The organism is Paenibacillus sp. ACRRY, from assembly GCF_022346995.1.
GTDB lineage: Bacteria > Bacillota > Bacilli > Paenibacillales > Paenibacillaceae > Paenibacillus.
The window spans coordinates 78,540-101,888 of record NZ_JAKRNM010000007.1; the positions used below are offsets into that span (position 1 = coordinate 78,540).

21 protein-coding genes are annotated in these 23,349 nt (G+C 46.4%); 12 read left to right on the plus strand and 9 right to left on the minus strand.

The features are described 5' to 3' along the window. The first annotated feature begins 49 nt into the window (after positions 1-49). The 3 genes from MH144_RS22015 (at position 50) to MH144_RS22025 (ending at position 2,943) form a co-directional block, all read left to right on the plus strand. Positions 50-1,093 carry a Gfo/Idh/MocA family protein gene (locus tag MH144_RS22015; protein WP_239304168.1) on the plus strand — a complete coding sequence of 348 codons (1,044 nt, stop codon included), beginning with the start codon at positions 50-52 and terminating at the stop codon, positions 1,091-1,093. Continuing rightward, positions 1,090-2,079 carry a Gfo/Idh/MocA family protein gene (locus MH144_RS22020; RefSeq protein WP_239304170.1) on the plus strand — a complete coding sequence of 330 codons (990 nt, stop codon included), beginning with the start codon at positions 1,090-1,092 and terminating at the stop codon, positions 2,077-2,079. Before MH144_RS22015 ends, MH144_RS22020 begins: the two co-directional genes overlap by 4 nt. 222 nt (positions 2,080-2,301) lie before the next feature. Further along, entirely contained in the window at positions 2,302-2,943 is a 642-nt protein-coding gene (locus MH144_RS22025) for an NAD(P)-dependent oxidoreductase (protein ID WP_239304172.1), read from the plus strand. 213 nt (positions 2,944-3,156) lie between these two features. On the opposite strand, the gene MH144_RS22030 is transcribed toward MH144_RS22025, so the two are convergent. The 3 genes from MH144_RS22030 to MH144_RS22040 all read right to left on the minus strand — a co-directional run bounded on the left by MH144_RS22030 (position 3,157) and on the right by MH144_RS22040 (position 5,436). Beyond that, positions 3,157-3,660 (minus strand): hypothetical protein, encoded by a 504-nt coding sequence (locus tag MH144_RS22030; RefSeq protein WP_239304174.1) that lies wholly within the window; start codon positions 3,658-3,660, stop codon positions 3,157-3,159. A 145-nt stretch (positions 3,661-3,805) separates the two neighbouring features. Next, positions 3,806-4,786, minus strand: coding sequence for a glycoside hydrolase family 53 protein (locus MH144_RS22035; protein ID WP_239304367.1), 981 nt, complete (start codon positions 4,784-4,786; stop codon positions 3,806-3,808). Between the two features lie 422 nt (positions 4,787-5,208). After that, the gene (locus MH144_RS22040) at positions 5,209-5,436 is read right to left on the minus strand and encodes a hypothetical protein (RefSeq protein ID WP_153979887.1); all 228 of its coding nucleotides are present in this window, start codon (positions 5,434-5,436) and stop codon (positions 5,209-5,211) included. 249 nt (positions 5,437-5,685) lie between these two features. Here MH144_RS22040 and ppk1 point away from each other — a divergent pair, with 249 nt between their 5' ends. Further along, the gene (gene ppk1, locus MH144_RS22045) at positions 5,686-7,767 is read left to right on the plus strand and encodes a polyphosphate kinase 1 (protein WP_239304176.1); all 2,082 of its coding nucleotides are present in this window, start codon (positions 5,686-5,688) and stop codon (positions 7,765-7,767) included. On the opposite strand, the gene MH144_RS22050 is transcribed toward ppk1, so the two are convergent. Together MH144_RS22050 and MH144_RS22055 are read right to left on the minus strand one after the other, a co-directional pair. After that, positions 7,727-9,253, minus strand: coding sequence for a Ppx/GppA phosphatase family protein (locus MH144_RS22050; RefSeq protein WP_239304177.1), 1,527 nt, complete (start codon positions 9,251-9,253; stop codon positions 7,727-7,729). The genes ppk1 and MH144_RS22050 overlap by 41 nt on opposite strands. Before the next feature lie 25 nt (positions 9,254-9,278). Then, positions 9,279-9,533: a hypothetical protein gene (locus MH144_RS22055; RefSeq protein WP_127538927.1), complete on the minus strand. Its 255-nt coding sequence runs from the start codon at positions 9,531-9,533 to the stop codon at positions 9,279-9,281. Positions 9,534-9,769: 236 nt separating this feature from the next. On the opposite strand from MH144_RS22055, the gene MH144_RS22060 reads away from it, so the two are divergent. Next, on the plus strand, positions 9,770-10,429 hold the full coding sequence (locus MH144_RS22060) for a YheC/YheD family protein (RefSeq protein WP_239304179.1): 660 nt from the start codon (positions 9,770-9,772) through the stop codon (positions 10,427-10,429). Between the two features lie 353 nt (positions 10,430-10,782). Further along, positions 10,783-10,926, plus strand: a complete 144-nt coding sequence (gene sda, locus MH144_RS22065) for a sporulation histidine kinase inhibitor Sda (protein WP_017692430.1) — start codon at positions 10,783-10,785, stop codon at positions 10,924-10,926. 21 nt (positions 10,927-10,947) lie between these two features. Here sda and MH144_RS22070 read toward each other — a convergent pair whose 3' ends face one another. Both MH144_RS22070 and MH144_RS22075 read right to left on the minus strand, forming a co-directional pair. Further along, the gene (locus tag MH144_RS22070) at positions 10,948-11,199 is read right to left on the minus strand and encodes a hypothetical protein (RefSeq protein WP_239304181.1); all 252 of its coding nucleotides are present in this window, start codon (positions 11,197-11,199) and stop codon (positions 10,948-10,950) included. A 74-nt stretch (positions 11,200-11,273) separates the two neighbouring features. After that, positions 11,274-12,248, minus strand: coding sequence for an NAD(P)/FAD-dependent oxidoreductase (locus MH144_RS22075; protein WP_217990005.1), 975 nt, complete (start codon positions 12,246-12,248; stop codon positions 11,274-11,276). 557 nt (positions 12,249-12,805) lie between these two features. On the opposite strand from MH144_RS22075, the gene MH144_RS22080 reads away from it, so the two are divergent. Beyond that, positions 12,806-13,999 carry an NAD(P)/FAD-dependent oxidoreductase gene (locus MH144_RS22080; RefSeq protein WP_175399242.1) on the plus strand — a complete coding sequence of 398 codons (1,194 nt, stop codon included), beginning with the start codon at positions 12,806-12,808 and terminating at the stop codon, positions 13,997-13,999. After that, entirely contained in the window at positions 13,996-14,253 is a 258-nt protein-coding gene (locus MH144_RS22085) for a hypothetical protein (protein ID WP_095361278.1), read from the plus strand. The genes MH144_RS22080 and MH144_RS22085 overlap by 4 nt, the downstream gene beginning before the upstream one ends. A gap of 96 nt (positions 14,254-14,349) precedes the next feature. On the opposite strand, the gene hemQ is transcribed toward MH144_RS22085, so the two are convergent. Beyond that, on the minus strand, positions 14,350-15,096 hold the full coding sequence (gene hemQ / locus MH144_RS22090) for a hydrogen peroxide-dependent heme synthase (protein WP_095361279.1): 747 nt from the start codon (positions 15,094-15,096) through the stop codon (positions 14,350-14,352). A 253-nt stretch (positions 15,097-15,349) separates the two neighbouring features. Here hemQ and MH144_RS22095 point away from each other — a divergent pair, with 253 nt between their 5' ends. From MH144_RS22095 to MH144_RS22105, 3 genes are all read left to right on the plus strand, one after another. Continuing rightward, complete coding sequence (locus MH144_RS22095) at positions 15,350-15,643, plus strand: YuiB family protein (protein ID WP_095292079.1); 294 nt, start codon at positions 15,350-15,352, stop codon at positions 15,641-15,643. A 363-nt stretch (positions 15,644-16,006) separates the two neighbouring features. Continuing rightward, positions 16,007-17,542 carry a replication initiation and membrane attachment family protein gene (locus MH144_RS22100; protein WP_239304183.1) on the plus strand — a complete coding sequence of 512 codons (1,536 nt, stop codon included), beginning with the start codon at positions 16,007-16,009 and terminating at the stop codon, positions 17,540-17,542. Positions 17,543-17,753: 211 nt separating this feature from the next. Beyond that, the gene (locus MH144_RS22105) at positions 17,754-18,428 is read left to right on the plus strand and encodes a hypothetical protein (RefSeq protein ID WP_239304185.1); all 675 of its coding nucleotides are present in this window, start codon (positions 17,754-17,756) and stop codon (positions 18,426-18,428) included. A gap of 122 nt (positions 18,429-18,550) precedes the next feature. On the opposite strand, the gene MH144_RS22110 is transcribed toward MH144_RS22105, so the two are convergent. Beyond that, positions 18,551-21,307, minus strand: coding sequence for an endo-beta-N-acetylglucosaminidase (locus MH144_RS22110; protein WP_239304187.1), 2,757 nt, complete (start codon positions 21,305-21,307; stop codon positions 18,551-18,553). Between the two features lie 211 nt (positions 21,308-21,518). Here MH144_RS22110 and MH144_RS22115 point away from each other — a divergent pair, with 211 nt between their 5' ends. Then, positions 21,519-23,348, plus strand: a complete 1,830-nt coding sequence (locus MH144_RS22115; RefSeq protein WP_481857387.1) for a sensor histidine kinase — start codon at positions 21,519-21,521, stop codon at positions 23,346-23,348. Position 23,349: the final 1 nt, after the last annotated feature.

Sequence of the window (23,349 nt, forward strand, 5' to 3'; positions counted from 1 at the left end):
ATATGAATTGAAGACTGGAACAAAGACCTGAATGAAGGAGGGTTAAGCTGTGAGAGTTGCTGTACTGGGGTGTGGAACGATGGGAGGAGTTCATGCGAGAAGTTATGCCAAGTTGAAAGACGTTGAACTGGTTGGTGTTTGTGATGTCGAGGAGGACGAAGCAGTCAGGCTGGCCAATACATGTGGAACGAAGGCGTACAGCCGTTTCGAGGATATGCTAGACGAAGGGCGTCCGGAAGTGGTGAGCATCTGTCTGCCTACATCGCTGCACTGTACGTATACGGTGATGGCTGCTGAAGCAGGCGTGCATGTAATCTGCGAGAAGCCTGTTAGTTCAACGGCCAAAGAAGCTGAAATGATGGAGGTCATTTGTCGTGCAAATCAGGTGCAGTTGTTGATTGCCCATGTGGGCCGCTTTTTCCCTGCCTATGCTGATGTAGCCCGTCAGATCAAAGCCGGAGTAATAGGAAAGCCTGGGGTTGTTCATGCCAGACGTATCGGGCCCCATCCGGGGCTGATGAAGAACTGGTACAACAATGAGTGGGACAGCGGTGGTGTCATTATGGATCTGATGATCCATGACATTGATTATATGCGCAGCCTGCTTGGAGAGGTGCGTTCCGTATATGCTCAGCGTAGAACCTTTCCTCACCTGGATTATGCTTGGGTAACCTTGAGATTTGAACAGGGAGCCATTGCCAATTTGGAAGGCATGTGGGGATACCCGGGACCATTTCAGACAGCAATGGAATTTGCAGGCGATCGGGGAGTCATCCATGCCAATTCTGAAGTGACCAAATCCGTGATGATTCATCGGGCTGTGGTATCAGCAGAGTGCATGTCAACGACAGGGGCAGACCCGAGCAGAGAGCATAACCCTATCGTTTTACGGAAAAATTCTGAGTTTGAAACTGTCTATGACCGTGAATTGTCTCATTTCATCCAATGTATCCAGTCGGGGTCTCAGCCGGAGGTCACTTTCCAGGATGCTTGTATGGCTTCCAAGGTCGCACGGGCTGCACTCAAATCTGCTCATAGCGGGCTGCCTGTGAACATGTTGGGTTTCGAGGAAAAGGAGGGATTAATCGGATGAAACGGCTACGTATTGGTATGATTAGCTTCGCTCATTCTCATGCCTTCAGTTACTATCGTGAGCTTGGCACGATTGAGAATGCAGAGGTCGTTGCCATCGCTGATGAGAACAGGGAGCGGGTTCAGAGTCTTCTTGAACACGGGCATCTCTCTTACTATGATGATTATCGCGATATGCTGAAGCTTCCTGAGATTGATGCCGTGATTATATGTTCAGAGAATGTGAATCATGCCAGCATGGTCAAGGATAGTGCCCGCGCGGGCAAGCATGTTTTATGTGAAAAACCACTTGGAGTAGCTATGGATGAAATGAAGATTATGATCGAAATCTGTTCCAAATACGGGGTGCAGCTGATGACTGCATTCCCCTGCAGATATTTGCCTGCCGTTGTGGAGACGAAGAAGGCGCTGGAACGAGGAGACATAGGGCAAGTGGTTGCGGTTAAAGGATACAATCGCGGGACAGCACCAGAGGGATGGTTTGTGGAGTCTTCTCTATCCGGCGGTGGAGCAATCTTGGATCATACGGTTCATATTGCTGATCTGCTTCGGTGGTTGTTTAAGCGGGAACCGTTAGCGGTATATGCGGAGCAAGGGCACCTATTTCATGATCTGGAAGTGGAAGATTCGGGGATGGTGCATATCGAATTCGAACAGGGAATAATTGCGTTCATTGATACAAGCTGGTCGAGAAACCGGAACTATCCGTTCTGGGGAGATATGAAGCTGGATATCATCGGTACGGAAGGTGTCATACATATGGATGCTTTTGCACAGACGAATGAGGTATACAGCGATCTGGAGGATAAAGCAAGATGGAGCTACTGGGGAGAGCATATGAATTATTACATGCTGCAGGATTTCGTGGATGCTCTTGTAGCTGAAAAAGGTGTTCCCGTGACCGGGGAAGATGGTTTGCTGGCCGCATCAATTGCTCTGGCTGCATATAAGTCGATCCGGAAAGAAGGCAAAGTAACGATGAAGTAAGAGAACGGACAAGGAGATCGGCACAGGCAATAATATATTGGTGAAACCTAAATTTTAGACCCGTAATGATGAGGAACGTCTGTAATGGATAACCTATCAGGGTCTTTTTGTTTTGACGAAATGATAATTTTTTACAGCGAGGGATAGTTGACAAAATTAGTTGTAACTAATATAGTTACAATATAAGTTATCCCACAAATCAAACTTAAAGGAGAGATTATGATGAAAATCGGAATTATTGGCGCAACAGGTAAAGCAGGTAATTTAATCCTGAAAGAAGCATCGAGCAGAGGCCATGAAGTAACTGCAATTGTACGTAATGCTTCCAAGGTGGAAGACAAAAGCTTGAACGTATTGGAGAAGGATGTATTTGATCTTACTTCACAGGATGCTCGAGCCTTCGATGTTATCGTGAATGCATTCGGCGCACCAGCCGGAAAAGAACATCTGCATGTGGAAGTGGGACAAGCTCTGATTAACATCCTGAAAGATGCTCCTCAAACTCGCCTGATCGTAATAGGCGGGGCTGGCAGTCTGTTCACTGATGAGACGCACTCCCTGCGTGTCGTTGATGCGCCAGGGTTCCCTGATGCATACAAACCAACAGCAACAAACCAAGGAAAAAACCTGCAGGACCTGCAAGCATCCTCTGGAATTCAATGGACATTCCTCAGCCCGGCAAGCTTCTTCAATCCCGAGGGTGCACGCACTGGAAAATATCAAACGGGTAAAGATCACATCATTCTGAACAGTGAAGGCAAAAGCTACATCAGCTATGCAGACTATGCCATTGCTCTTGTAGATGAAATTGAAAATGCAAAGCACAAAAATGAACGCTTTACTGTTGTAGGCGAAGCGAAATAAACCTGTTTAACCATGAAACCGAAAACGGACGCCGATCATTCCAATAGATCAGTGTCCGTTTCTTTTATTATAGAGATATGGATGTAGCAGGGGGCTAAAGACATGATGAGAAGCTGTTTAACGAGGGCCAGCGATGAAGCAGATTGCCTTTATTATCATTGGAGTATCATGTTGTATCAAGGTTTAATGCTGCGAATGAATTAAGTGTATGCTTTATGAATTCTCGGTGGATTTGGTGATATCTGTGGGCTCCACAATGGTCGCTGTATCCATACCATCAGCACCATCAACGGCATCGATGACACCAACAGCAAGAGTAGTCACTGCAGCCGCCGCCAGAAGATGCTTGGCACCAAGCTTCACTCGGTCCATATCTTCTTCTTTCATGCCTACGACAACATCTTTGCCACCGTTATACACATATTTGGCTGAAACGGCGACACCTTTTGCCGTATTGGTCACAGCATCTCCCAAATCAGCAAGTCCTGTCTCGACCGCGGCATCGTCTTTTCGAATGGCACCGCTGGCCAGGTCATATGTACCACTTGCTAATTGTCCTACCGTTTTCCCCGTGTTAATCGTAGCTTTCTCTACGCCGTTGCCAACCTCCTTAATGAAGGGGCTGCCTGCGATCTCACCGACAACCCTTACGCTGCCACCAAGTACTTTTCCGGTAACTTCCCCTGCGAACTGTCCTAATCCTTTTAAAAAGCTCATCCCTGAACCTCCTCTAGAAACGATAAGTTCTCTTGTAGCTTATTATATTCGTATGCATGCCAAAAAACCAACGGTGTCAGCCCAGACATCGTAAAAAAGACACTGGCCCACCGGGGTCAGCGCCTTTTCGCATACTCGACCGGGTCTAGTCGATAAATCCTTCCATGACCACTGTCGGCATCATATTCGACTGCCAAGCGCCTTTGCCATAACCACCGTTATACCCTGGAGTAGCTTGCGGCTCCCAGTAAAAAATGCCTTTTCCTTTTCCGTTTGGCAGGTTGCGAATTTGATTTTTCATGGCAGCCACGAAGCTTTTGCCTGCAGCAGCCTGGTTATTGTCCATGCCGATCTCGGAAATGATGATTTCTTTGCCGTAGCGATTGATCAGGTCTTTCGCATTGTTCACCGTGTTCGTCACCGCTGTGTTCCAGCCGGAAGCCGAAGGATAGAGGGACATGGCAATCATATCGAAGTTAGCCCCATTATTGATTAATCCACCAATATTCCATACATACAGTGCGTTATCGTCTCCGCCCGCCAGATGCACAATTGTTTTGGTTCCTGTGCTCATGGACTTGACGGCATTATGGCCCGTGTTCACCAGCCAAGCGTAATTTTTCATGTTCGTGGAAGCTTTGCCATCCTCCCATAACATGCCGTTGCTGGTTTCGTTTCCGATCTGCACCCAGTCAGGTGTTACCCCTTTGCTTTGCATGGCCGTCATCACGTCACGTGTATGATTCCATACCGCATCCATCAGCTGTTGGAAGGTGTAATTTTTCCAGGCAGCCGGTTTGGTTTGTTGCCCAGGGTCAGCCCATGAATCGCTATAGTGTAAAGTCAACATGACGCTCATGCCTGCATTTTTGGCCCGCTGTGCCAAAGCTGCGGCGCGATCCTTATTCATATATCCGTTGCCATAATCATTGGACGGATTAACGAACACCCGAATACGAACCGAATTGATCTGATAATCGTTTTTCAAAATATCAATAATGTCACGCTGTACACCATTTTTGTCTTTCCACTTGTAACCTTGTGCTTCCATGCCCGGTACCCAACTGATATCTGCCCCTTTGGCGAAGCTGGGAGCAGCACCGGCATGCTGACCTGCGGGCAGCATAATGGAAGTGAACAACAAAACGAAAACAAGGACAATCGAAGTTTTGTAACCCCTTACAAATCTGGCCATTAAAATATTCCTCCCTGAATATTAGAATGAGTTGCAATCTAATTATAGGCGGGAGGGACTGTGCCGCTACAGGGTTCATTTCCAATATTTTGGTTGTTTTTTAAACCACTCCTACACAAAAAAGGACAAATAAAAAAAGCCGTCCGAAGACGGCTTTTCTACCCGTGGCGCTTTTCAAAACCTTGATCCGTATCCCGCGCCTCCACCAGTCTCATTTAATTTGAGCTAGTGGATCGGGTAAGGGACACGTTCAACATGTGATTAGAAATGTTGACGCACCTCCTTTCCTTGTGGCAAGAGTATACAACACCTAGTTTCGGAAAGCTAGTCTTTTTTTTCGTATGAACGCAAAATTATTTTTCGGTCTGGAACATCGTAATATCTCGTGCATAATGACTCTTCGTTCCGTTCTCGTTACGAATACGCACGCTGTCTTCGCTGATCCGCTCCACAATCCCGCGACCCACTTCGCAATATACACCAGCCGGGTCTTCTTGCCATGCCGTTACGACACATTGGGACAGGGCGGCGGTGAAAAATTCTATATTTTTTTGTAACGTTCTAGGTTTATTCGATTTCATTATATACTCCTTTAATAACGACGTATTTGGAATAAGGACAGCAACCGGACCAAATCGCACTGTACCTCACTTTACTCTGTCTATTGCACTTTGTAAAGGGATGGAAAAAGTTATCGTCATGAGGTATCATTTACATAAATTTTACACTGCTTTTACACTGCGATGACGCTTGTATCCAATCACGGATAGTACAATTATAGTAGAACCAACTAAACAAGGATTGATATGCAACACATTCGGAGGCCATACATGCATAGAGATATTAAAACAGGCAACTATGTTAACCGTGACTTAAGCTGGGTTGAATTTAATCGTCGTGTGCTTCAGGAGGCTCAGGATCCCACCACACCTCTGTTGGAACGGTTGAGATTCCTCGGAATTGTAGCCAGTAATCTGGACGAGTTCATGAGTGTAAGGGTAGCAGAGACGAAAGAGAAAATTAAAGCAGGGTTTACCCAAAAGGATTTCACAGGATACACCCCGTCCGGTTTGTATCGGAGATTGATCAAACGAACAGGTGCCATGGTGGCTGAGCAATATAAAACGTATCGGGAATTGATTCGCCTGCTCGCCAAAAAGGGAGTTGTTATACAAGAGTATAACGAGCTTAATGGAACCCAGCAACGGGCAATGGATCAATATTTTCACGATATTATTTTCCCGGTACTAACACCCATGGCCGTGGACCAGAGTAGACCATTTCCACTGGTGCATAACAAATCGGTCTATCTGGCCGTGATGCTTCAGAAGGAAGAGGAGCAGGAGGATGAACCGTTTTTTGCGATTGTTCAGGTACCCTCCAATCTGCCGCGTGTCGTTCCCGTACCTTTGCGTGCGAACAGCAAAAAGAAAACATTCATTTTAATAGAAGATCTAATTAAACATCATACACATACCCTGTTTAGCGGATATATTCCGCTGGCTGTCCAGGAATTCAGGCTAACCCGTAACGCGGACCTTTTCATTAATGAAGAGGAAGCGGAAGATTTGCTGGAAGCGATTGAGCAGGAACTGCGGCGCCGACGCCGGGGAGCTCCAGTGCGGCTTGAAGTATGCAAGGACTTTCGTTCGGATGCTCTGCTTGAGCTGCAGGAAGAATTTGAGATCCAGGATCCAGTATATGAGATCGATGGTCCGCTGGATCTGAGTTTCCTGGCTGGATTTGTAGACAGCATCGAAGGCTTCTCTCACTTGAAATATAGCCCGGTCAAGCCAGTGTATCCACCGGAATTTTTACCGCGGGAGAGCCATTTTGAACTGCTGCGCAAACGGGACGTACTTGTTCATCATCCTTATGAATCGTTTGAACCAGTCACTGATTTTGTCCTTGAAGCATCGGAAGATCCACGAGTCATGGCGATCAAGATGACATTGTACCGGGTAAACGGCGATTCACGTCTCATCCCGGCCTTGGCTCATGCAGCAGAGAGTGGCAAACAAGTGACCGTTGTGGTGGAGTTGAAGGCACGCTTTGATGAAGAACGTAATATTGCGTGGGCGCGTAAGTTGGAAAAGGCAGGCTGCCACGTTGTATATGGTTTGGTTGGTTTGAAGACCCATGCAAAAATTATCCTTGTTGTGCGCAGGGAACAGAACGGATTAAGACGTTATGTGCACGTTGGAACAGGTAACTATAACGAGAGTACGGCGAAGGTGTACACAGACGTAGGACTGTTCACCTCCAATCCGATCATTGGTGAAGATGCGTCGGAACTCTTTAATGAAATAACTGGTTATTCGGGACCGAAGGCCATGCAGGCTTTCCGAGTTGCTCCGGATGGCATGAAGGATGAACTGTTTTCACTCATACGGAGAGAGACAGAACATGCGCTCAAGGGGAAACGGGCCCGCATTATTGCCAAAATCAACTCGTTATCTCATCAGGATATGATTGACGAATTATATGTTGCATCCCAGGCTGGTGTACAGATCGATTTAATTGTCCGCGGGGTGTGCTGCCTTCGCCCAGGTGTTGAGGGACTCAGCGAAAATATTCGTGTAATCAGTATCGTGGATCGATTTTTGGAGCATTCTCGCCTGTTTTACTTTGAGAACAGCGGGAACCCGGATGTATATATATCCAGCGCAGACTGGATGACCCGGAATCTGAAACGGAGAATTGAACTGATGTGCCCGGTATTTGACCCGTCACTCAAGAAGATGCTTGTCGACATCCTGAATTTGTCCCTGAATGACAATGTGAAGGCAAGGGAATTGATGCCTGGCGGCAATTATGTATTTGTGGAAAACGAAAAGCCCCCGCTGAGAAGTCAGACGGAGGCAATGGGCATTATTCCTTGGAAGCCTGCAGAGTGGAGTATGTCAACTTAACGTCCCAAGCTTCTTCCAGATCCTTGGTGGCCTCTTCCAGGCCATGCATTTCCAGTAACGGCTCGGCTGAGCAGATGAGTTTGATCTGCAGCGAGCCGTTTTCTTTGTTTACACGTATCGCAGAGACTTGCTCTGAACGATGAATGGCCTCGGCTATGCGCAAGATGGAGCCTAGTCGGTGAGCGTGTCGTTCATCCGAATCCTTCAGAATGTCCCGGTGCTTATTCAGCAGCTGGGGCGTTCTTTTTTTTGGATGATAATCGGCTGCAATAGCAGTCAGCACGGTCTCCCGGTGTGAAAGTCCGTATATGCCCGCATTCATGATCCAATACGCCGAGTGCTGGGGATAACGGAAATAATTGATTTGTTTTCCTGCCCCATGAAGCATGCAGGCTGTATACAAAATTCGTGCATCTGCTGGTTTGGGTGTGTCCCCATCCAATGCCTCATAGAGCACGGTTGCATCCTGATGGATTTGTTTCAACTTCTTCTCCGGAACTGGCGGGCCAAAATGAATAAAGTTGCGGATGCTGTCCTCAAGTGCAGTGGGAGCAGCTGGCCGGTAGGGCTCCATCAGATCACGCAGAATCCCGTCTCGGAGTCCCGCTCCGCTTACAACATAACGATCTCCTTGAATTATCTCAAAGACCGTTCTGAGAATCAGAACACCTGGCACAATGATGTCAGCACGGTCCTTTGCCAGACCAGGCACCTTTTTGCGCTGACCAGATGTCAGATAAGGCAGGGATTTGGACAGGTTCTCCATGGCTGAAGCGTTGATCTCATAGTGGTGGGTCAGTGGTAACGAGTATTGTGTTCTTTTTTGCTCAATTTTGGCCAGAGTACGCATGGTACCTCCGAGACCGATGAGCGGAAGGCCTGGATGCTGACGGACCCAATCCTGATCTTTCAGTGCCTGAATGACATCATTGCACAGCGCAGCAACATGGGCTTCAGACCAGGAATCCTCCCCGCCATACCTGGCATGCGAGTTTACGGCACCGATGGGCAGAGAGATGCTGTGGAGTCTTTTGCGATCCCGAAATACGGTTACTTCGGTACTGCCGCCACCAATATCCACGACATAGCCATCTTGCAGGTCAATAGACTGAATAACCCCAAGAAAGCCGTAATACGCTTCCTGATCCCCGGAGGCACATTCGATCTCAAGTCCAGTCTCCTCTTCAAGCCAGCCAATGATCTGCGCAGCGTTGCGTGCATTGCGAATGGCAGCTGTTGCCGCAGCACGGATGACTTTCGTTTGGAATGCGTCACAAGTAGCCTTGAATTGCTGTAAGACCGTGATGGCTTGGTCTAGCGAATGACGCAGAATCTGTCCATCCTCTTCAACCACGTTGCTGAGGCGGGCAGCATATTTATCTTCATGAATGATCCGGTAAGCTCCTTCATGATCCAATTCGTAAATGACGAGACGAATGGAGTTGGAGCCAATATCGATAATGCCGAGAGTTCCTTTTGAGTTCATATGCATCTCCTTCTAGACAGGTATTCTACCCAAGTTGCAGCAGGGCAGCCATGGCTTCCGGTGAACCTGGAGGGGTGGAGGAGAAGGGCGTGGTCAGCATTACCACAATAATGAAGACAATGAAACAGGCAAACAGGATGCAGCTTACAGCAAAACCGCGATTGCGTTTCTTCATAAACAGCCGAATACCTGTAACGAAAAGAAGTACTGTGACGGCGACCAGCACGATAGACATTGCGACATAGGCTACGCCATACAGTGATTTGAAAAATGCTTCCATATTTTCTGAACGCTCCTTAGATCCTCATATTTAAGCCTTCCCATTACATTCCTTAGTAGCATACGACAGATTGATGCGTTTGAAAAGTAAACCAGGCGAGTGTGCCTTTCTATAAACAAGCCTATGGACGCTTCCTATTGAAAAGGGGCAATCGCCTTGGACAGACATCCAAGAAAGGAAGGCTTCTGTTGAGTATGTATATGGAAGGACCATTGTTCAGGAAAGGAGATCAACCCATGTCAAGACAGCTTGCAAGCAAATGGCTGAAGACGGCGGCACTGATGAAATATCCGGTAGCAGCTATTCATATCCCGCAGACGATGGCATTTAATTCGAGAAATCTGCTGCACATGCTCAGCCGTTATGGAATGGTGTATATCAAACCTGTAGTCGGTGGCGGAGGTTATGGTGTTATCAGGGTATCCACAAGCGGAGGAAACTACCGCTATACGCATATGAAAGTTACACGTACATTTACCAACTACGGGCAGATGTATCGCTCTCTGGTACGAATTAAAGTCAGACGGAGATACTTGATCCAACAGGGAATTCATTTGGCAACGATACAGGGCAGACCTGTGGATTACAGGGTGAAAGTCGTCAAAACCGAGCGAGGCTGGGTTTTCCGTTCTATGGTAGGGCGTTGGGCTCGTCCCGGATTGTGCGTAACCAATCTGAGCAAAGGCGGGACGATGCTGCAGGGCAGAAGGGCCCTTGGTTTATCCCTCCCTCATATATCCACCAGACACAAACGCCGGGAGATGCGTTCATTGACGTTGACATGCACTCAGATTATGGAAAGGCAATTTCCAGGTGTAGGTCAACTCGGGTTCGATTATGGGCTCGATCACTCCGGGAAGATATGGATTCTGGAAGTGAACACCAGACCTCAATAAAAAAAGTGAAAAAATATAAAAAAAACCAAGATTACACCGATAAACATATAGAGAAAATATTTCTGGAAAACGTTTGAAATGAAAACAAAATGGGTAATTTACACGGAAACGTCTTAAAACTATGAGTTGAAGCTAAAAAAAATTCTCTGACATTCGTTCTAATAGAAACGTTACGATCCTGTGCATAAGTAATATCCACATTATCCACGTTGCTTAATCAACATTTTTACCATTTATCAACAACCTATGCACAGGATTTCCACAAAACCTTGTGGATAACAGAACGCTTGTTCTCTTTATAAATCTCTGATATGATAGTTTTGAGGAAAAAAAAGGAAAGGTTGTGGCGGGAAATGGCTATGTTATCCGATGAGATGTTATTGGATTCCTACCATAAGGCGATTGAGCTTAATCTCGAGAGAGATTTCATCGCGCTGCTATTGGCAGAAATCCATAAGCGCAAACTGGGTACCGACGTATCTGCCATTCTTCACTAGAGATCCTCATTGCAGGCAATGTTACTGGTTTCCGGACATGTCCCATTGTGCTACAGACCAGAGGGTGCTTGTATGGCAATGGTGACAGTACAACATATGCATGCAACCGTTTTCGTTTCCGTCTTCCTCTACCATGGAAGTCTGTAACGAATAGGGGCTGTACGGTCCGGTGTAATCGTCCAATTTGCCGCATTCTGACAGTCCCTGAAGGCAGTGGGGACAAGCCTGCTCCGGTACAACCAGACCGTTACACAGCGGGCATATATAAGACAAGGGTATCCCTCCTGATATTGAATGTTCAGGAGTAAGATACCCTTTTTTGTGTCATTTATGTGATTGGAACGAAACTATCGTTTCATATTACTGCTGTGTCCTGGGGACAACTTCGCATCTGGATCGAAGTAAACCTTCGCGTTGTTAACAGCGGTTGGTGCTTCACCAAACCCAACAGCGATCAGCTTCAGCTTGCCTGGATATGTTGTAATATCCCCGGCGGCAAAAATACCTGGAATGGATGTCTCCATACGGGAGTCAACAACGATGGAATTGCTATCGATCTCAATACCCCACTCGGCAATGGGCCCGAGCGATGATACGAATCCAAAGTTCACGATCACGGCATCCACGTCAATTTCTTGTGTTTCTTTGGTTTTGACATGTGACAGCGTGACTTTGGTAATGGCGTCATCTCCATGCAGCTCCGTAATCTCCGTAGGTGTAACCACGTTGACTTTGGAGTTCATCAGGTTCTCTACACTGTGCTCATGTGCACGGAATTTGTCACGGCGGTGGATCAGGGTTACTTGTTCTGCGATTGGCTCCAGCATAAGTGCCCAGTCTACGGCAGAGTCACCGCCACCACTGATCAGTACTTTTTTGCCGGCAAAGGCGTTCAGATCACTGATGAAGTAATGCAGGTTCGATTTTTCGAACTTGGCAGCACCTTCAAGTTCCAGACGACGCGGTTCGAATGCACCAACACCGGCAGTGATAATTACAGCTTTGGCATGATATTCGTTCACATCGGTTTTGACGATGAAATGACGCTCGTCCAGTTTTTCAACGGATACTACTTTTTCTTCGAGACGAATATTCGGGTTAAAGTGGCTCATCTGCTCAATCAGATTGTTTACCAATTCCTGAGCTGTTACTTTGGGAAACCCTGCAACGTCATAAATGTATTTTTCAGGATATAGCGCAGCCAATTGTCCGCCAAGTTGTGGCATGCTTTCAACCAGAGTAACGGATGCCTGACGCATCCCTCCGTAAAATGCGGCAAACAGACCCGCAGGGCCGCCACCAATAATAAGTAAATCGGTCATGTCATGACCGGCAGTTTGTGCAGTCAAGAATCAACAACACCTTTCTTATTTTAATAGGTAGTTAACAGAAATAATGTAGCCGGATACCTCATGTAGCCAGCGTTTGTTGCTGAACTGTCTTTCTCATTATAAACGGTGTAAACTGGGTTGCAAAGTTGGTAACGGGACTAACTTGGGAACAATTGATGAAGATCAGGTGAGAATAGGATGAAATTGGAAATGAAAGGTTATGAAAGATAACAAAAAAAACCTTGATATTTACCAGAAATACAGATATTCTTGACCTGTACTATGTGTTTTTTTGTCTAAATAAAAGCCAATTTGTAAAACGAAGACAAGACCTGTAATTTGTTGATTCTTGTGTATAATTTCACAACTTTAATTGGACATGTACATACAAAATATTCAAATAAATTCGTGAAGTTAACATTTGTCGTCATATGGATAAGACCTCATCCATATTTTGTAGTAAGTACAGCTGAAGGTATGCTACCCGAATGATGATACAAAATGTTGTAAAAGTAGATGATGTGAGTGAAACCGGAAGGGGTTAAGACATGAGCAGCATTCCCAAAATCGTCATTCTCGGCGCGGGCTATGGCGGGATTTTAACAGCCCAGCGGCTGCAGAAGGAATTAAATTATAATGAAGCCGACGTCACACTTGTGAATCGGCATGATTATCACTATATTACAACACACCTACATATGCCAGCAGCCGGTACGGATACGATTGAGCATGCGAGGGTGCCGATTTCCAAACTGATTGATGAATTCAAAATTGATTTGGTCAAGTCATCGGTGAAGGAGATTCGTCTGCAGGACCGTAAGGTCATTTTGGAAGATGGAACGTTATCCTACGACTACCTGATCATTGGACTCGGCGGTGAACCGGAGACCTTCGGTATTCCGGGCATGCTGGATCATGCCATGACGATTCGCAGCATCAACTCGGTACGACTCATTCGTGAGCATATCGAATATCAGTTTGCCATGTACAAAAACGATAATAAACGTAACCGCATTCGTTTTGTAGTGGGCGGGGCAGGTTTCAGCGGAGTCGAGTTTGTGGCGGAGCTTGCTGACCGCATTCCGCAGTTGTGTAAAGAATTCGACGTTAATCCGAAAAATGTGCATATCTACAACGTAGAGGCTGCGCCTTCTGCCCTGCCTGGCTTCGATCCGGAGCTGGTAGAGCATGCAATGAATGTGCTCAAGAAAAAAGGCGTAACCTTCAAAATCGGTGTTCCGATCAAGCAATGCTTGCCGGATGGCGTCATTGTGGGTGAAGGGGAAAAAATTGATGCAGCCACGGTAGTATGGACCGGTGGAATCCGGGGTAACGCACTGCTCGAACAGGCTGGACTTGAAGTGATGCGCGGCCGGGTAAAAGTGGACGAATATCTGCGAGCTCCGGGACATGAGCATGTCTATGTTATTGGTGACAATTCACTCGTATTTAACGGGGAAGGACGTCCATATCCACCAACAGCACAGATTGCCATGCAGCAAGGTGTGAACTGTGCCAAAAACGTTGTCGCTGCCATTCGCAAAAAACAGCCACAGCCCTTTGTATTTACCAGCAAGGGAACGGTTGCTTCGCTCGGTAAAGGGGAAGCCATTGCTGTGGTTGGCGGTAAAAAATACAAGGGCTGGAAAGCTGCCCAACTGAAGAAACTGGTGGATCTCCGGTATTTGTTCATCATTGGTGGAATCCCGCTTGTACTGAAGAAGGGGCGGTTTTTTGGATGAGACATTGCAGTGTTCAAGTTCGCGGCCTGCTTACGCGTGATGAGCTGGATCGTTATAACGCCCTGATGCAGGTAGGCGGTTATCTGGAGGAGCAGAACCAGTATGACCTCGCTTATATTGTGCAAAAGGAAGTGGACATTCTCATCCTGCCTGCGATTGAGCGGTTGAAGGAAAAGGGACGGGATCGTGACCGGGCCACGGCCGAGTTTCTGGAATCGCTCAAGGCAATGGAAGAAGAAGAGGACCGGGATTAATTCGGAGTTTGAACATTTCTGTACAAAATGAATACCATAAAAAAAGCACCGGTGACGTTCTCCTACGGGAGTTGTCATCGGTGCTTTGTGTTTTATTTACAGTTTCAACATGTCTTCCAGCGAACCTTCGCCCAGCAGGCTTCCCACATAGAACGAACCGAATTCGCCATAACGTGCGCTAACTTCATCAAACCGCATTTCGTAAACCAGTTTTTTGAACTGGAGTGCATCGTCTGCAAACAGGGTAACGCCCCATTCCCAATCGTCGAAACCAACGGATCCGGTAATGATCTGTTTGACTTTACCAGCATAGCTGCGGCCAATCATGCCGTGGCTGCGCATCATGCTGCGGCGTTCGTCCATGGACAGCATGTACCAGTTGTCGGCCAATTCGCGTTTTTTGTTCATTGGGTAGAAGCAGATGTACTGGCGCTGTGGCAATACCGGCTTGAGACGTGCAACGATTTCCGGGTTTTGCATCGGATCTTCGCCTTCTTTGCCAAGATAGTTGCTCAGTTCCACGACGCTGACGTAGGAATACGATTTGGTGGTGTATTGGGCAAACATCGTTTTGTTGAACGCGTTCTCGACGGCCTTGAGGTCCTCAAGCGTTTCACGCAGGTGCATCATGACAAGGTCAGCTTTTTGGCCGACTACAGTATAGACCACAGTGCTTCCTTTTGAGGAATCTTCGACATCCTTCCATTCTTTCCAAAACTCCTGAAGCTCGTCCAGTGCTACGGCACGTTCCTCGTCATCGGCTGCTTTCCAAGCGGCCCAGTTAATCGAGCGGAAGTCATGCAGGGCATACCAGCCCTCCAGTGTTGATGCGGCTTCGTTCATTGGTTCTGTTCCTCCTGCAGTTTATATTTCCAAATCCCATGAGGGACGGTTAAGAAAAACTATATCGTTTACATTGTATCCCAACACCAAGCACAAGGGCAAATGAAGAGAACATGAATATAGGAGGATTTATCCAGAAAGTTCGTTGCTTCGCCACATTTTTTGCGGTACACTAACTACTAGCCAGAGAAGAAAATACAGTAAGTTATGCAAAATAAGCCCTGAGTTCATAAGAAGAGGTGAACGTCACCCGATGCAGTTTATACCTGTGCTGGTATTAATGGTGTTATTTTTCGTGATGATGTTTGGGATCGGTTTCATTCTGAATATGTTGATGAAGACTACATGGTTTCCTTCTTACCTGTTCATCATTGTGATCCTGCCTGTCGTGGTGTATTCCTTGTGGGATCACACGGCTTCACTGATGACCCATCTGGGCTCGTTCCAGATCGTCGATTATCTGACCGGTGTGGCTGGGCTCGCAGGCGCAATCATCAGTGGTTGGACCATTCGCAAACTTCGACTGGGCGGATATAAAATGTTTTAACAGGCTGGAGCTTCATATCTTTTCCCTGTCTGCCATGGCTAATTGAAACAGAGAGTCTTGCCTTTCTCGTAACCGCTTACGCGAGCAAAGGGAGGGCTTTTTGTCATATGTAATGAAAAATAGACATAAAAGAATCGCTGAGCTGCATACACATGTGGATAACCATTTCTAAATAGTTTCACTTGTTTTATATGGCTGGAGCTTTTATAGTATTCTAGCAACTCTGCGAAAACGTGAATGCTGTCGACCTAGGACGAAACGGAGCGAGAACAGGCCATCTTTTTACCTGTTTTTGAACATTTGAAGATCAAGCATTTATGATAGAATAGATAAACACACTTTTGGGGAGAAGGAGATCAAGCCATGCGCATGAAGAATTTGCTGCATTATACTGAACATCATCGCTACTGCGTATACAGGGAGTTTGGACTTAGTGCTCTGGACGATCGTATGCTTACCGGAGCATATCAGCCCATGGTAGGTGCTTTCGCAATTGGCTTGTATCGGCTGTTGTTTCAGCATCTTCCCGGTGAACAGGTCGGTTACTCACCCCTTGAACAGCAACGAAAATTGTTCATGACACTTGGACTCGAGCCAAGTGAAAAGGGCCGCAAGTATTTGGTGGAGCAGGCTTCCAAGCTGGAAGCGGTCGGATTGCTTCAGACGTCACGCCTTTACATTCCGGAGAATGATGATTACATCTATGAATATGAGCTGCAGCCACCGCTGTCACCTGCAGAGTTCTTCCGTACACAGCATTTGACACTGCTGCTTCGTGACAAGATTGGCAAGTTTGCTGTTCTCTCCCTGCGTTCGGGATTTTCGGCAGTGGAGAACGGGGACGCTCCTTATCCTGCAGCGAGCAAAGAAAATATCTCGGTTCCTTTTTACGATATATTCGAACTGAATACGCATGTGATAGATTACGAGTTGGAGCAGGCGCTCTCGGAAGTATCCACATCCGCACAGCGGAGTGGGACAAGTGTCGCTACGGAAGAGCTTACGTTGAATTATGCCGACATTATTTTGCGTTTTCCGCGCGAGTCGGTGAACCGTCGTCATGTGGAAAAGCTCCGGTTCGATCATGAGCAGCTGGGCATTGTGAATTATGTGGTGAACAAGTTTAATCTCAGTGTACAGGAAGTGTGCCGTTTACTGGATGAGGATGATATCTTCAGTCCGCAAGGACAGCTGATGTTGGACGATCTTCAGCATAGGGCAAGCTTGCAGTTCCGTCAGACCAAGAAACGGCAGGAGCAGCAGACCGTACAGGCAGCCAAAGTAGTCGCCCTGAGGCAGCATCTGGACGAGCCTGAGCAGCAGAGCGATTCCGGAGAACCGCCAGTGGAACATGTGGTGCAGATGGAATACTATGTGGAGGTTCCACCACAGTTTGCAACCAAATGTGATATTCATCAATACAATATGATGCTTCGTAACGAACCATATACACGACTGTTACAGACGTTTTTCCCAGGTGCCGTACCGGATAATCTGGTCGATATCTTTGAGAAAATTGATCTGAGCTATAAGCTGCCTGGTGAAGTTATTAATGTTCTTATCCATTACTTGATGCAGCTCCTTGTGTCGGGCGGAGAACAGCGGATTAACCGTAATTTTGTTGAAGCGATTGCTTCCAACATGCTGCTGAAGCAGATCAATTCATATGAGAAGGCAGTCCAATATATTCGTGACCAGGCCAAGGTAAAAGGCAAGCAGGCTGCTGGTGCAGCCGGAACCCGTTCCCGTACATACGGCAAAGGAGCCAAAGCCAAGCCCGAAATCCCGATTGTTCAGGATGTTGCCGCTGAAAGCGATGGAGTATCCGAGGAAGAGTTTGAAGAGATGATGCGATTCGCCCAGCAGATGCAGGCGAGCAAGCAAAAAGGAACTTCATAAATTTTTTATTTATAAAAGAGATCAAAGGCGAGTCCCCTAATTAAAGGAGGCTCGCCTTTTTATTAGTTTGCCTAGCTACGGATACACTAGAAGAAACTATTGGAATATTCTACTATTATATATTGAGTAAAAGCTTATGCACCTAATTTTGCTTTCTATTGGTAATTCATCGTCATCTGAATTAAGAAGATTGAAACACTGGGGGGAAGTCATGAGGGTACAGGACAAATTAGACGGGATTAGAATTGTGAGTAGACCAACAGCAAAACAAACTGTTTTTTCAATCGCAACTGCAGCAATGATTGGAGTTGTCTTAGGATTAGCAGCCAAGCTTGTAGATACTCCGGGAATTAATCCCCTATTTGACGATATTGGCGGACGTCTCGGAATCTGGGTATTCGCTGCAACACTATTATCGGTCTTCAGTTGTTCTCCCAAACTAGCTGCTGTCAAAGCATTTGTCTTCTTTGCATCCATGCTTACCGTGTACTATGTATATACCGTGTTGTTTCTACACTTTTTCCCAACAAAAGCTATTTTATTTTGGGGGATATGTGCAGTGATATCTCCCATATGTGCATATCTGATTTGGTACGCGCGAGGAGTGGGGGGATTTTCATATTTAATTGCATCCCTTCCAATCACCGTTTTGCTGGTAGAAGGTTTTGAATTACGAAATGCCTATCTACCTGTCCACACGCATTATTATTTAATCCCCTTATTAATGGGATTCTATTTAATGATGATCACGGTTCTCCTGATTTTCATTCCAAGAATTAAAATGCAGATTTTATTCATTCTACCCATCGCTCTGTTCTTATCTTTTATTATGATCTATTTTAATGTGTTGGGTCTGATATTTGGTGGGTTGAACAGTTTCTTATAGCGCCATGTACATATGTCACCATATGAATTAAGCCCTCTCCGCCTCCTGTTGAAGTGGAAAGGGCTGTTGCCAATCAGGGTTTTAATTTTCTTACAGCATTAACCTTTAATTTGCTGAAACCGTTATCTTAAGATGGTAGTTGCTTTGTTGCCGGCATAGTCTTCGATAACGAGTTTGAGCGAGCTGCTGCTGGATGCAGGTGTGAAGGTCATCTCACTCAACTTTGTTCTTCCCCGGATAATATACGGGAATTTTTGCGTAACGTAAGTCACCCCGAATTCGCGAGGTACTTCATTTTCGTAAACATAGATTTTGTACCAGTCCTCCAGATCAGGCAGGGCAAGTGTGTATTTTCCATCATTTACCGTGACCTTTTCCTTCGCGTATGGTGTAATCTGATGATCAGCCAATTGTCCAGTAACTGTGACTGGTTGTTGCTTGCCTATGGCAATGTTGAGCACATAGTGTTCACCATTCGTCGGCAATCCCGTCAGGACAGCAGAAGATTTTCCTTTCTTGAGCTGAACGGTCTTTGTGAAAGGTTCATTCGTATATTCGGTTTGCAGGGTGAGCTCGATCGCTTCCTTACCTTTGATTTTCTTAGGATATTTCCAGCTGACGGTAGCGTCGCCCTGTTTGTTATATTTCACTTGAATATCCTGAACGGCTGCGTCCAAATTATAGGACAGGGTTGCAGGCTCACTCTCACGGCCATCTGCGCCCACGGCACGAATAGATAGCTTGCCAGAACGATTTTCCAACGATTTAATGTAATAGGTGGAATCATAAATTCCGCCAACATAGGATCCATTTTCATATAAATTGTATTGCTTAACCTTCGAATAGTCTTCCATATCCCATTCCACAACAAGTTCATCTGTATTGGTCAGAGACTTGGCGATGTGGAAACCTGTAGGAGCATCTGGTTTGGCAGCAGATCCATCGAAGATACGGATTTCACCGATGTTCATTTGATAATCTTCAATCATTTTTCCATTTGGGTCAAACACCAGTCCGAAAGCCGCAATTTTTTGGCCCGCATAGGCACTCAAATCCAGGGAAGCTGTTGTCCAGCCTTTCGTTTGTTTGCCTGAATTCGGGACATTGACTTTGGCCACATGGGATGGATCATCTTCCAGAATTAACCCAACTTGCAGGTTGGACTTGTCGCTCTTCGATGGTTTGTTATATGTGAGTTCCAGTTTAGATTGAGCGTTAACGGATAGATCTGTTTTGTATAGGCGCAGGAAGTTCTCCGCGTTCAGATCACCATTAACGACAAGAGAACTACCGCCGTTGAAAGCCCCAATGGAATCGTATTGGTAACGGGCACCTTTTTCATAAGTTGGGCCATAGTCAAAATCAACACTCAGCGCATCCCCTTCGCTATCCATCCACCACTGCCAGGTGACAGGGATATCCTGGATGTTGATGTTGGACCATTCGGTATCATTGGATACCTTCCCGTTTTCATAATATTGCAGACCATGTCCGGTATTGAAGTTGGTTGCAAAGTTTGAACCATGAATGACGGAACGTTCCGTAAGGTAGGCGGCTATACCGTCCCAGTTGGCTCCGGAAGCGTAGACATCCGACAGATCAACCGATGCATTGCGGCGGGCTTCGGTAGGGTCCTGATTCGGTCCGGACCACCAGGCACGATCGCGCACAAAGGTCATCCACTGATATTCGTCTTCAGCCCTGTGATTGGTGCTTCCATCGCCCATCTCTTCATCGAGGGCATTATGGGTGAAATCCGCACCCAGCGTTGCTATGCTGTTCATCGGCTGGCCGTTTTCATCCAGATTGTTCCGCAGGTCATAGAGCTGTTTCCATCGACCGAACCGGTCATGGCCGCCTTCAACTCCGGCAAAGACGGTTTCCAGCGGATCCAGTCCAAGGCTGACGGCATGATCACGTGAATCCTGCAGCATCTCATGGTTCCAAACATAGTTCAGGAAAATGGAGTCCGAAACTCTGCCCAGGGCCGTGTCCTGTACAAAGGGGCTGTTGAGTTCATTGAACTCATTCTGGTATTGAATCTCTCCCGTCGTATTAATGGTTGAGTCATACCACTGAACATAGAGACCTTGATCTCTTAAATCTTGCATGAATTTTTTGTAGGATGGAATGTCTTCAGGGGCAACGCCTTTGGCTACCTCTTCCTGATTGAAGAAGTATCCATCATAATTATAGTACTTGGCCATCTCGGCCAGTTTGACAGCGACCGGGAAATTGCCGTCTTCATCCTGTACGAGCATCTGCTTGTACGTTTGAGGACCACGGTCATTATCGGAGAAGAAAATGTTGGCAATGGAACGAACGCCGTTTTTATGCGCGGCATTGGTGTAAGCCGGGTTCGGAATGTTCAGAATACCGAACTCGAAATATCGCTCTGTCCACTCCTTATTCGGGTCATATAACTCTTCCGGCACTCCGGCAGAAGCCATGCCATGCCAGTAACTGTAATAGTCTGTATATTGCCAATAATTGAACAGATACTGGCTAAATTCGTTGGTATAAGGGGTACTGTCGAAGAACGCATTGCCGTAATCACCACTCATCGTAAAGAGCTGGGTGTCCGGGCTAAGTTCGGGGTAGGCCTGCGTGGCGGCAAAGGCATCATTACGTGGCTGCAATGGTACATGTGCACGAAGCAGTTCTCCATAGATGTCACTCTCGGGTGTCCAATTCAGAATCTGTGCAGAGGTGTAGCCATGCTGATAGGGCTGATTGGCGCCTTTGGCACTGTCACCTGTGTAGGGAAGGGTATCCCCCGCATAGACAGATGATGCGACTAACTGTCCGACCAGGGCTGATGTGATGGCCAGTGCAGTTACCTTGGGAATGATGCCTTTCGGTTTGAGTTTGCGTGTCATGCTGTTCCTCCTTCAAGTGGACTGAATGTAAGGTATTCGTTTACACAAATATAAACTTATGGTTAACGATAGAGCATGAAAGCATTTTCAAATAGGGCGAAATTAAAGAAAGACAGGTATAAACTAAAGAAAAGTTCAAGGTGAGAAGTTAATGTCAGAAGGCAAATGATATAATTCAGACAGGACAACCGCATCGGGGGGAACTTGCGATTTGAAAATTGTTAGCGTTTACAATAATTTCTTCAAAAATAATATGTTTATGAAAATGCTGTTTATTTTCTCGATGATTTCGATTGTGACGATTATTACGTTGTCGTATATCATTTTTCTATCAGTGTCCGACTCTACGATCCGCCGTGAATTGGCTATCCAAAAGGCTGCAATGGAAAGTGTGGACCGATATATTCATCAGCAGTATGAGTCCGTGCAAAATATGGTGAGAGACATGCATCAGAACGAGGCGCTGTCAGCCAATATCTCCTATCTGATGAGCCATACCTATGCAGAATATGTCCAGCATCTGACCAATGGATATTACGCCAATCAGGATGATTATTCCGCAGATGTACTGAAACATTTTCAGAATATTATGGATCGAAATGCGGATATCCATCAATTGATGTTATATAGTGCAGAACGCCAGGACATGTCCATGTTCAGCCCCAATAAGCAATTCAAGAAGCTGGATACCAGTGCTGCCCATTCCTATATTCCTGACGTGATGGCCATGGAGACGCCTAATATCAGTGCACCCAACTACTGGATTCGCAAAGAGATCAATGAATGGAGCCCGGACCTGTACGCGATTCGTGTTCCCATCAACAATACACAGACGCTGCGAAATCTGGGGCAGTTTCTCGTTTTTTTTGACTCTGCAGGCATTGGAAATGCGCTTGATAGTTATGAGAGCAACTTTAAGGGAGAAATCGTGGTACTGTCGGCCAAAGGTAACGTGTTATTTGACTCCAGCAGCAACTATTATGGCAAGAAGTATCCTTATGTTGAAGTTGCGGATTCGCTATTCGATCAGACGGATATGGACTCCATGAAAAAGGAAAAAAACATGTATGTGAACAAGTTTGTTTCGGCAGACCAGGGCTATGTGATTGTGGCCACGGTTCCTGTGGAAGAGATGGCTGAGGCCTATGCAGGTATTCGCAATACCATTATTTCGATCAGCACCGTATGTACCCTGTTTGCTGTGCTCGTTCCGGCGTTTTTTATCATTAACTTTGCCAAGCGGACCCGGAGAATTATCCGATTCACGCAGAAGGTGAAGTACGGCAATCTGAGTGCACGGATTGATGATACCCGTGACGATGAGCTTGGACAGATTTCGCACAGCTTTAACGATATGCTGGATGAACTTAATTTGTATATAGAGCGGGTGTACAAGGCCGAGATCAAGCAAAAGGAGACGGAGCTGGTTGCGCTTCAGGCCAGAATTAATCCTCATTTTCTCTATAACACGCTTGAAGTGATTCGCATGAGAGCCATTTCCCAGGGGGCAAGGGATGTTGGTGAGATGATCTACAGCTTATCCGTGCTCTTCAAGAGCCTTGTTCAGCAGAAGAAAAACTATACATTGAAGGATGAGATGGAGGCTTGCCGTCTATATCTGGAACTCTTTCGAATCCGTTATAAGGATATCTTCACCTATACGATTCAATTGGATCCTGTGCATAATCAACATCCTGTGGTCAAGCTGTCCCTGCAGCCGATCATTGAAAACTATGTCGTGCACGGAATCCAGACCGAACGCTCGGATAACAAGTTGTCCATCGTAGTGGAAGAGCTTGGTGATGTGCTGCAGGTCGAAGTCAGAGATAATGGCAAAGGCATTGCGCCTGCCAGATTGGCTGAAATTCTTGAAGAGCTCGATCGTCCGGAGGAATCAGGACAAATGTTTGGGCTGCGCAGTGTGCACAGTCGTCTGCGGTACCTGTATGGACCGGAGTTTGGAATCACGATAGAGAGTACGCTTGGAGAAGGAACCCTGATCAGGGTGCGTTATCCTCATACGGAAGGGACAGGTGTTTAGC

Bases quoted from the DNA above. Each gene is read 5' to 3' on its own strand.
- MH144_RS22030 (WP_239304174.1), bottom strand. From the start codon at position 3,660: ATGAGCTTTTTAAAAGGATTAGGACAGTTCGCAGGGGAAGTTACCGGA.
- MH144_RS22085 (WP_095361278.1), top strand. From the start codon at position 13,996: ATGAGACATTGCAGTGTTCAAGTTCGCGGCCTGCTTACGCGTGATGAG.
- ppk1 (WP_239304176.1), top strand. From the start codon at position 5,686: ATGCATAGAGATATTAAAACAGGCAACTATGTTAACCGTGACTTAAGC.
- MH144_RS22060 (WP_239304179.1), top strand. From the start codon at position 9,770: ATGTCAAGACAGCTTGCAAGCAAATGGCTGAAGACGGCGGCACTGATG.
- MH144_RS22025 (WP_239304172.1), top strand. From the start codon at position 2,302: ATGAAAATCGGAATTATTGGCGCAACAGGTAAAGCAGGTAATTTAATC.
- MH144_RS22075 (WP_217990005.1), bottom strand. From the start codon at position 12,248: ATGACCGATTTACTTATTATTGGTGGCGGCCCTGCGGGTCTGTTTGCC.
- MH144_RS22020 (WP_239304170.1), top strand. From the start codon at position 1,090: ATGAAACGGCTACGTATTGGTATGATTAGCTTCGCTCATTCTCATGCC.
- MH144_RS22035 (WP_239304367.1), bottom strand. From the start codon at position 4,786: ATGCTGCCCGCAGGTCAGCATGCCGGTGCTGCTCCCAGCTTCGCCAAA.
- sda (WP_017692430.1), top strand. From the start codon at position 10,783: ATGGCTATGTTATCCGATGAGATGTTATTGGATTCCTACCATAAGGCG.
- MH144_RS22110 (WP_239304187.1), bottom strand. From the start codon at position 21,307: ATGACACGCAAACTCAAACCGAAAGGCATCATTCCCAAGGTAACTGCA.
- MH144_RS22055 (WP_127538927.1), bottom strand. From the start codon at position 9,533: ATGGAAGCATTTTTCAAATCACTGTATGGCGTAGCCTATGTCGCAATG.
- MH144_RS22040 (WP_153979887.1), bottom strand. From the start codon at position 5,436: ATGAAATCGAATAAACCTAGAACGTTACAAAAAAATATAGAATTTTTC.
- MH144_RS22050 (WP_239304177.1), bottom strand. From the start codon at position 9,253: ATGAACTCAAAAGGAACTCTCGGCATTATCGATATTGGCTCCAACTCC.
- MH144_RS22100 (WP_239304183.1), top strand. From the start codon at position 16,007: ATGCGCATGAAGAATTTGCTGCATTATACTGAACATCATCGCTACTGC.
- MH144_RS22095 (WP_095292079.1), top strand. From the start codon at position 15,350: ATGCAGTTTATACCTGTGCTGGTATTAATGGTGTTATTTTTCGTGATG.
- MH144_RS22080 (WP_175399242.1), top strand. From the start codon at position 12,806: ATGAGCAGCATTCCCAAAATCGTCATTCTCGGCGCGGGCTATGGCGGG.
- hemQ (WP_095361279.1), bottom strand. From the start codon at position 15,096: ATGAACGAAGCCGCATCAACACTGGAGGGCTGGTATGCCCTGCATGAC.
- MH144_RS22105 (WP_239304185.1), top strand. From the start codon at position 17,754: ATGAGGGTACAGGACAAATTAGACGGGATTAGAATTGTGAGTAGACCA.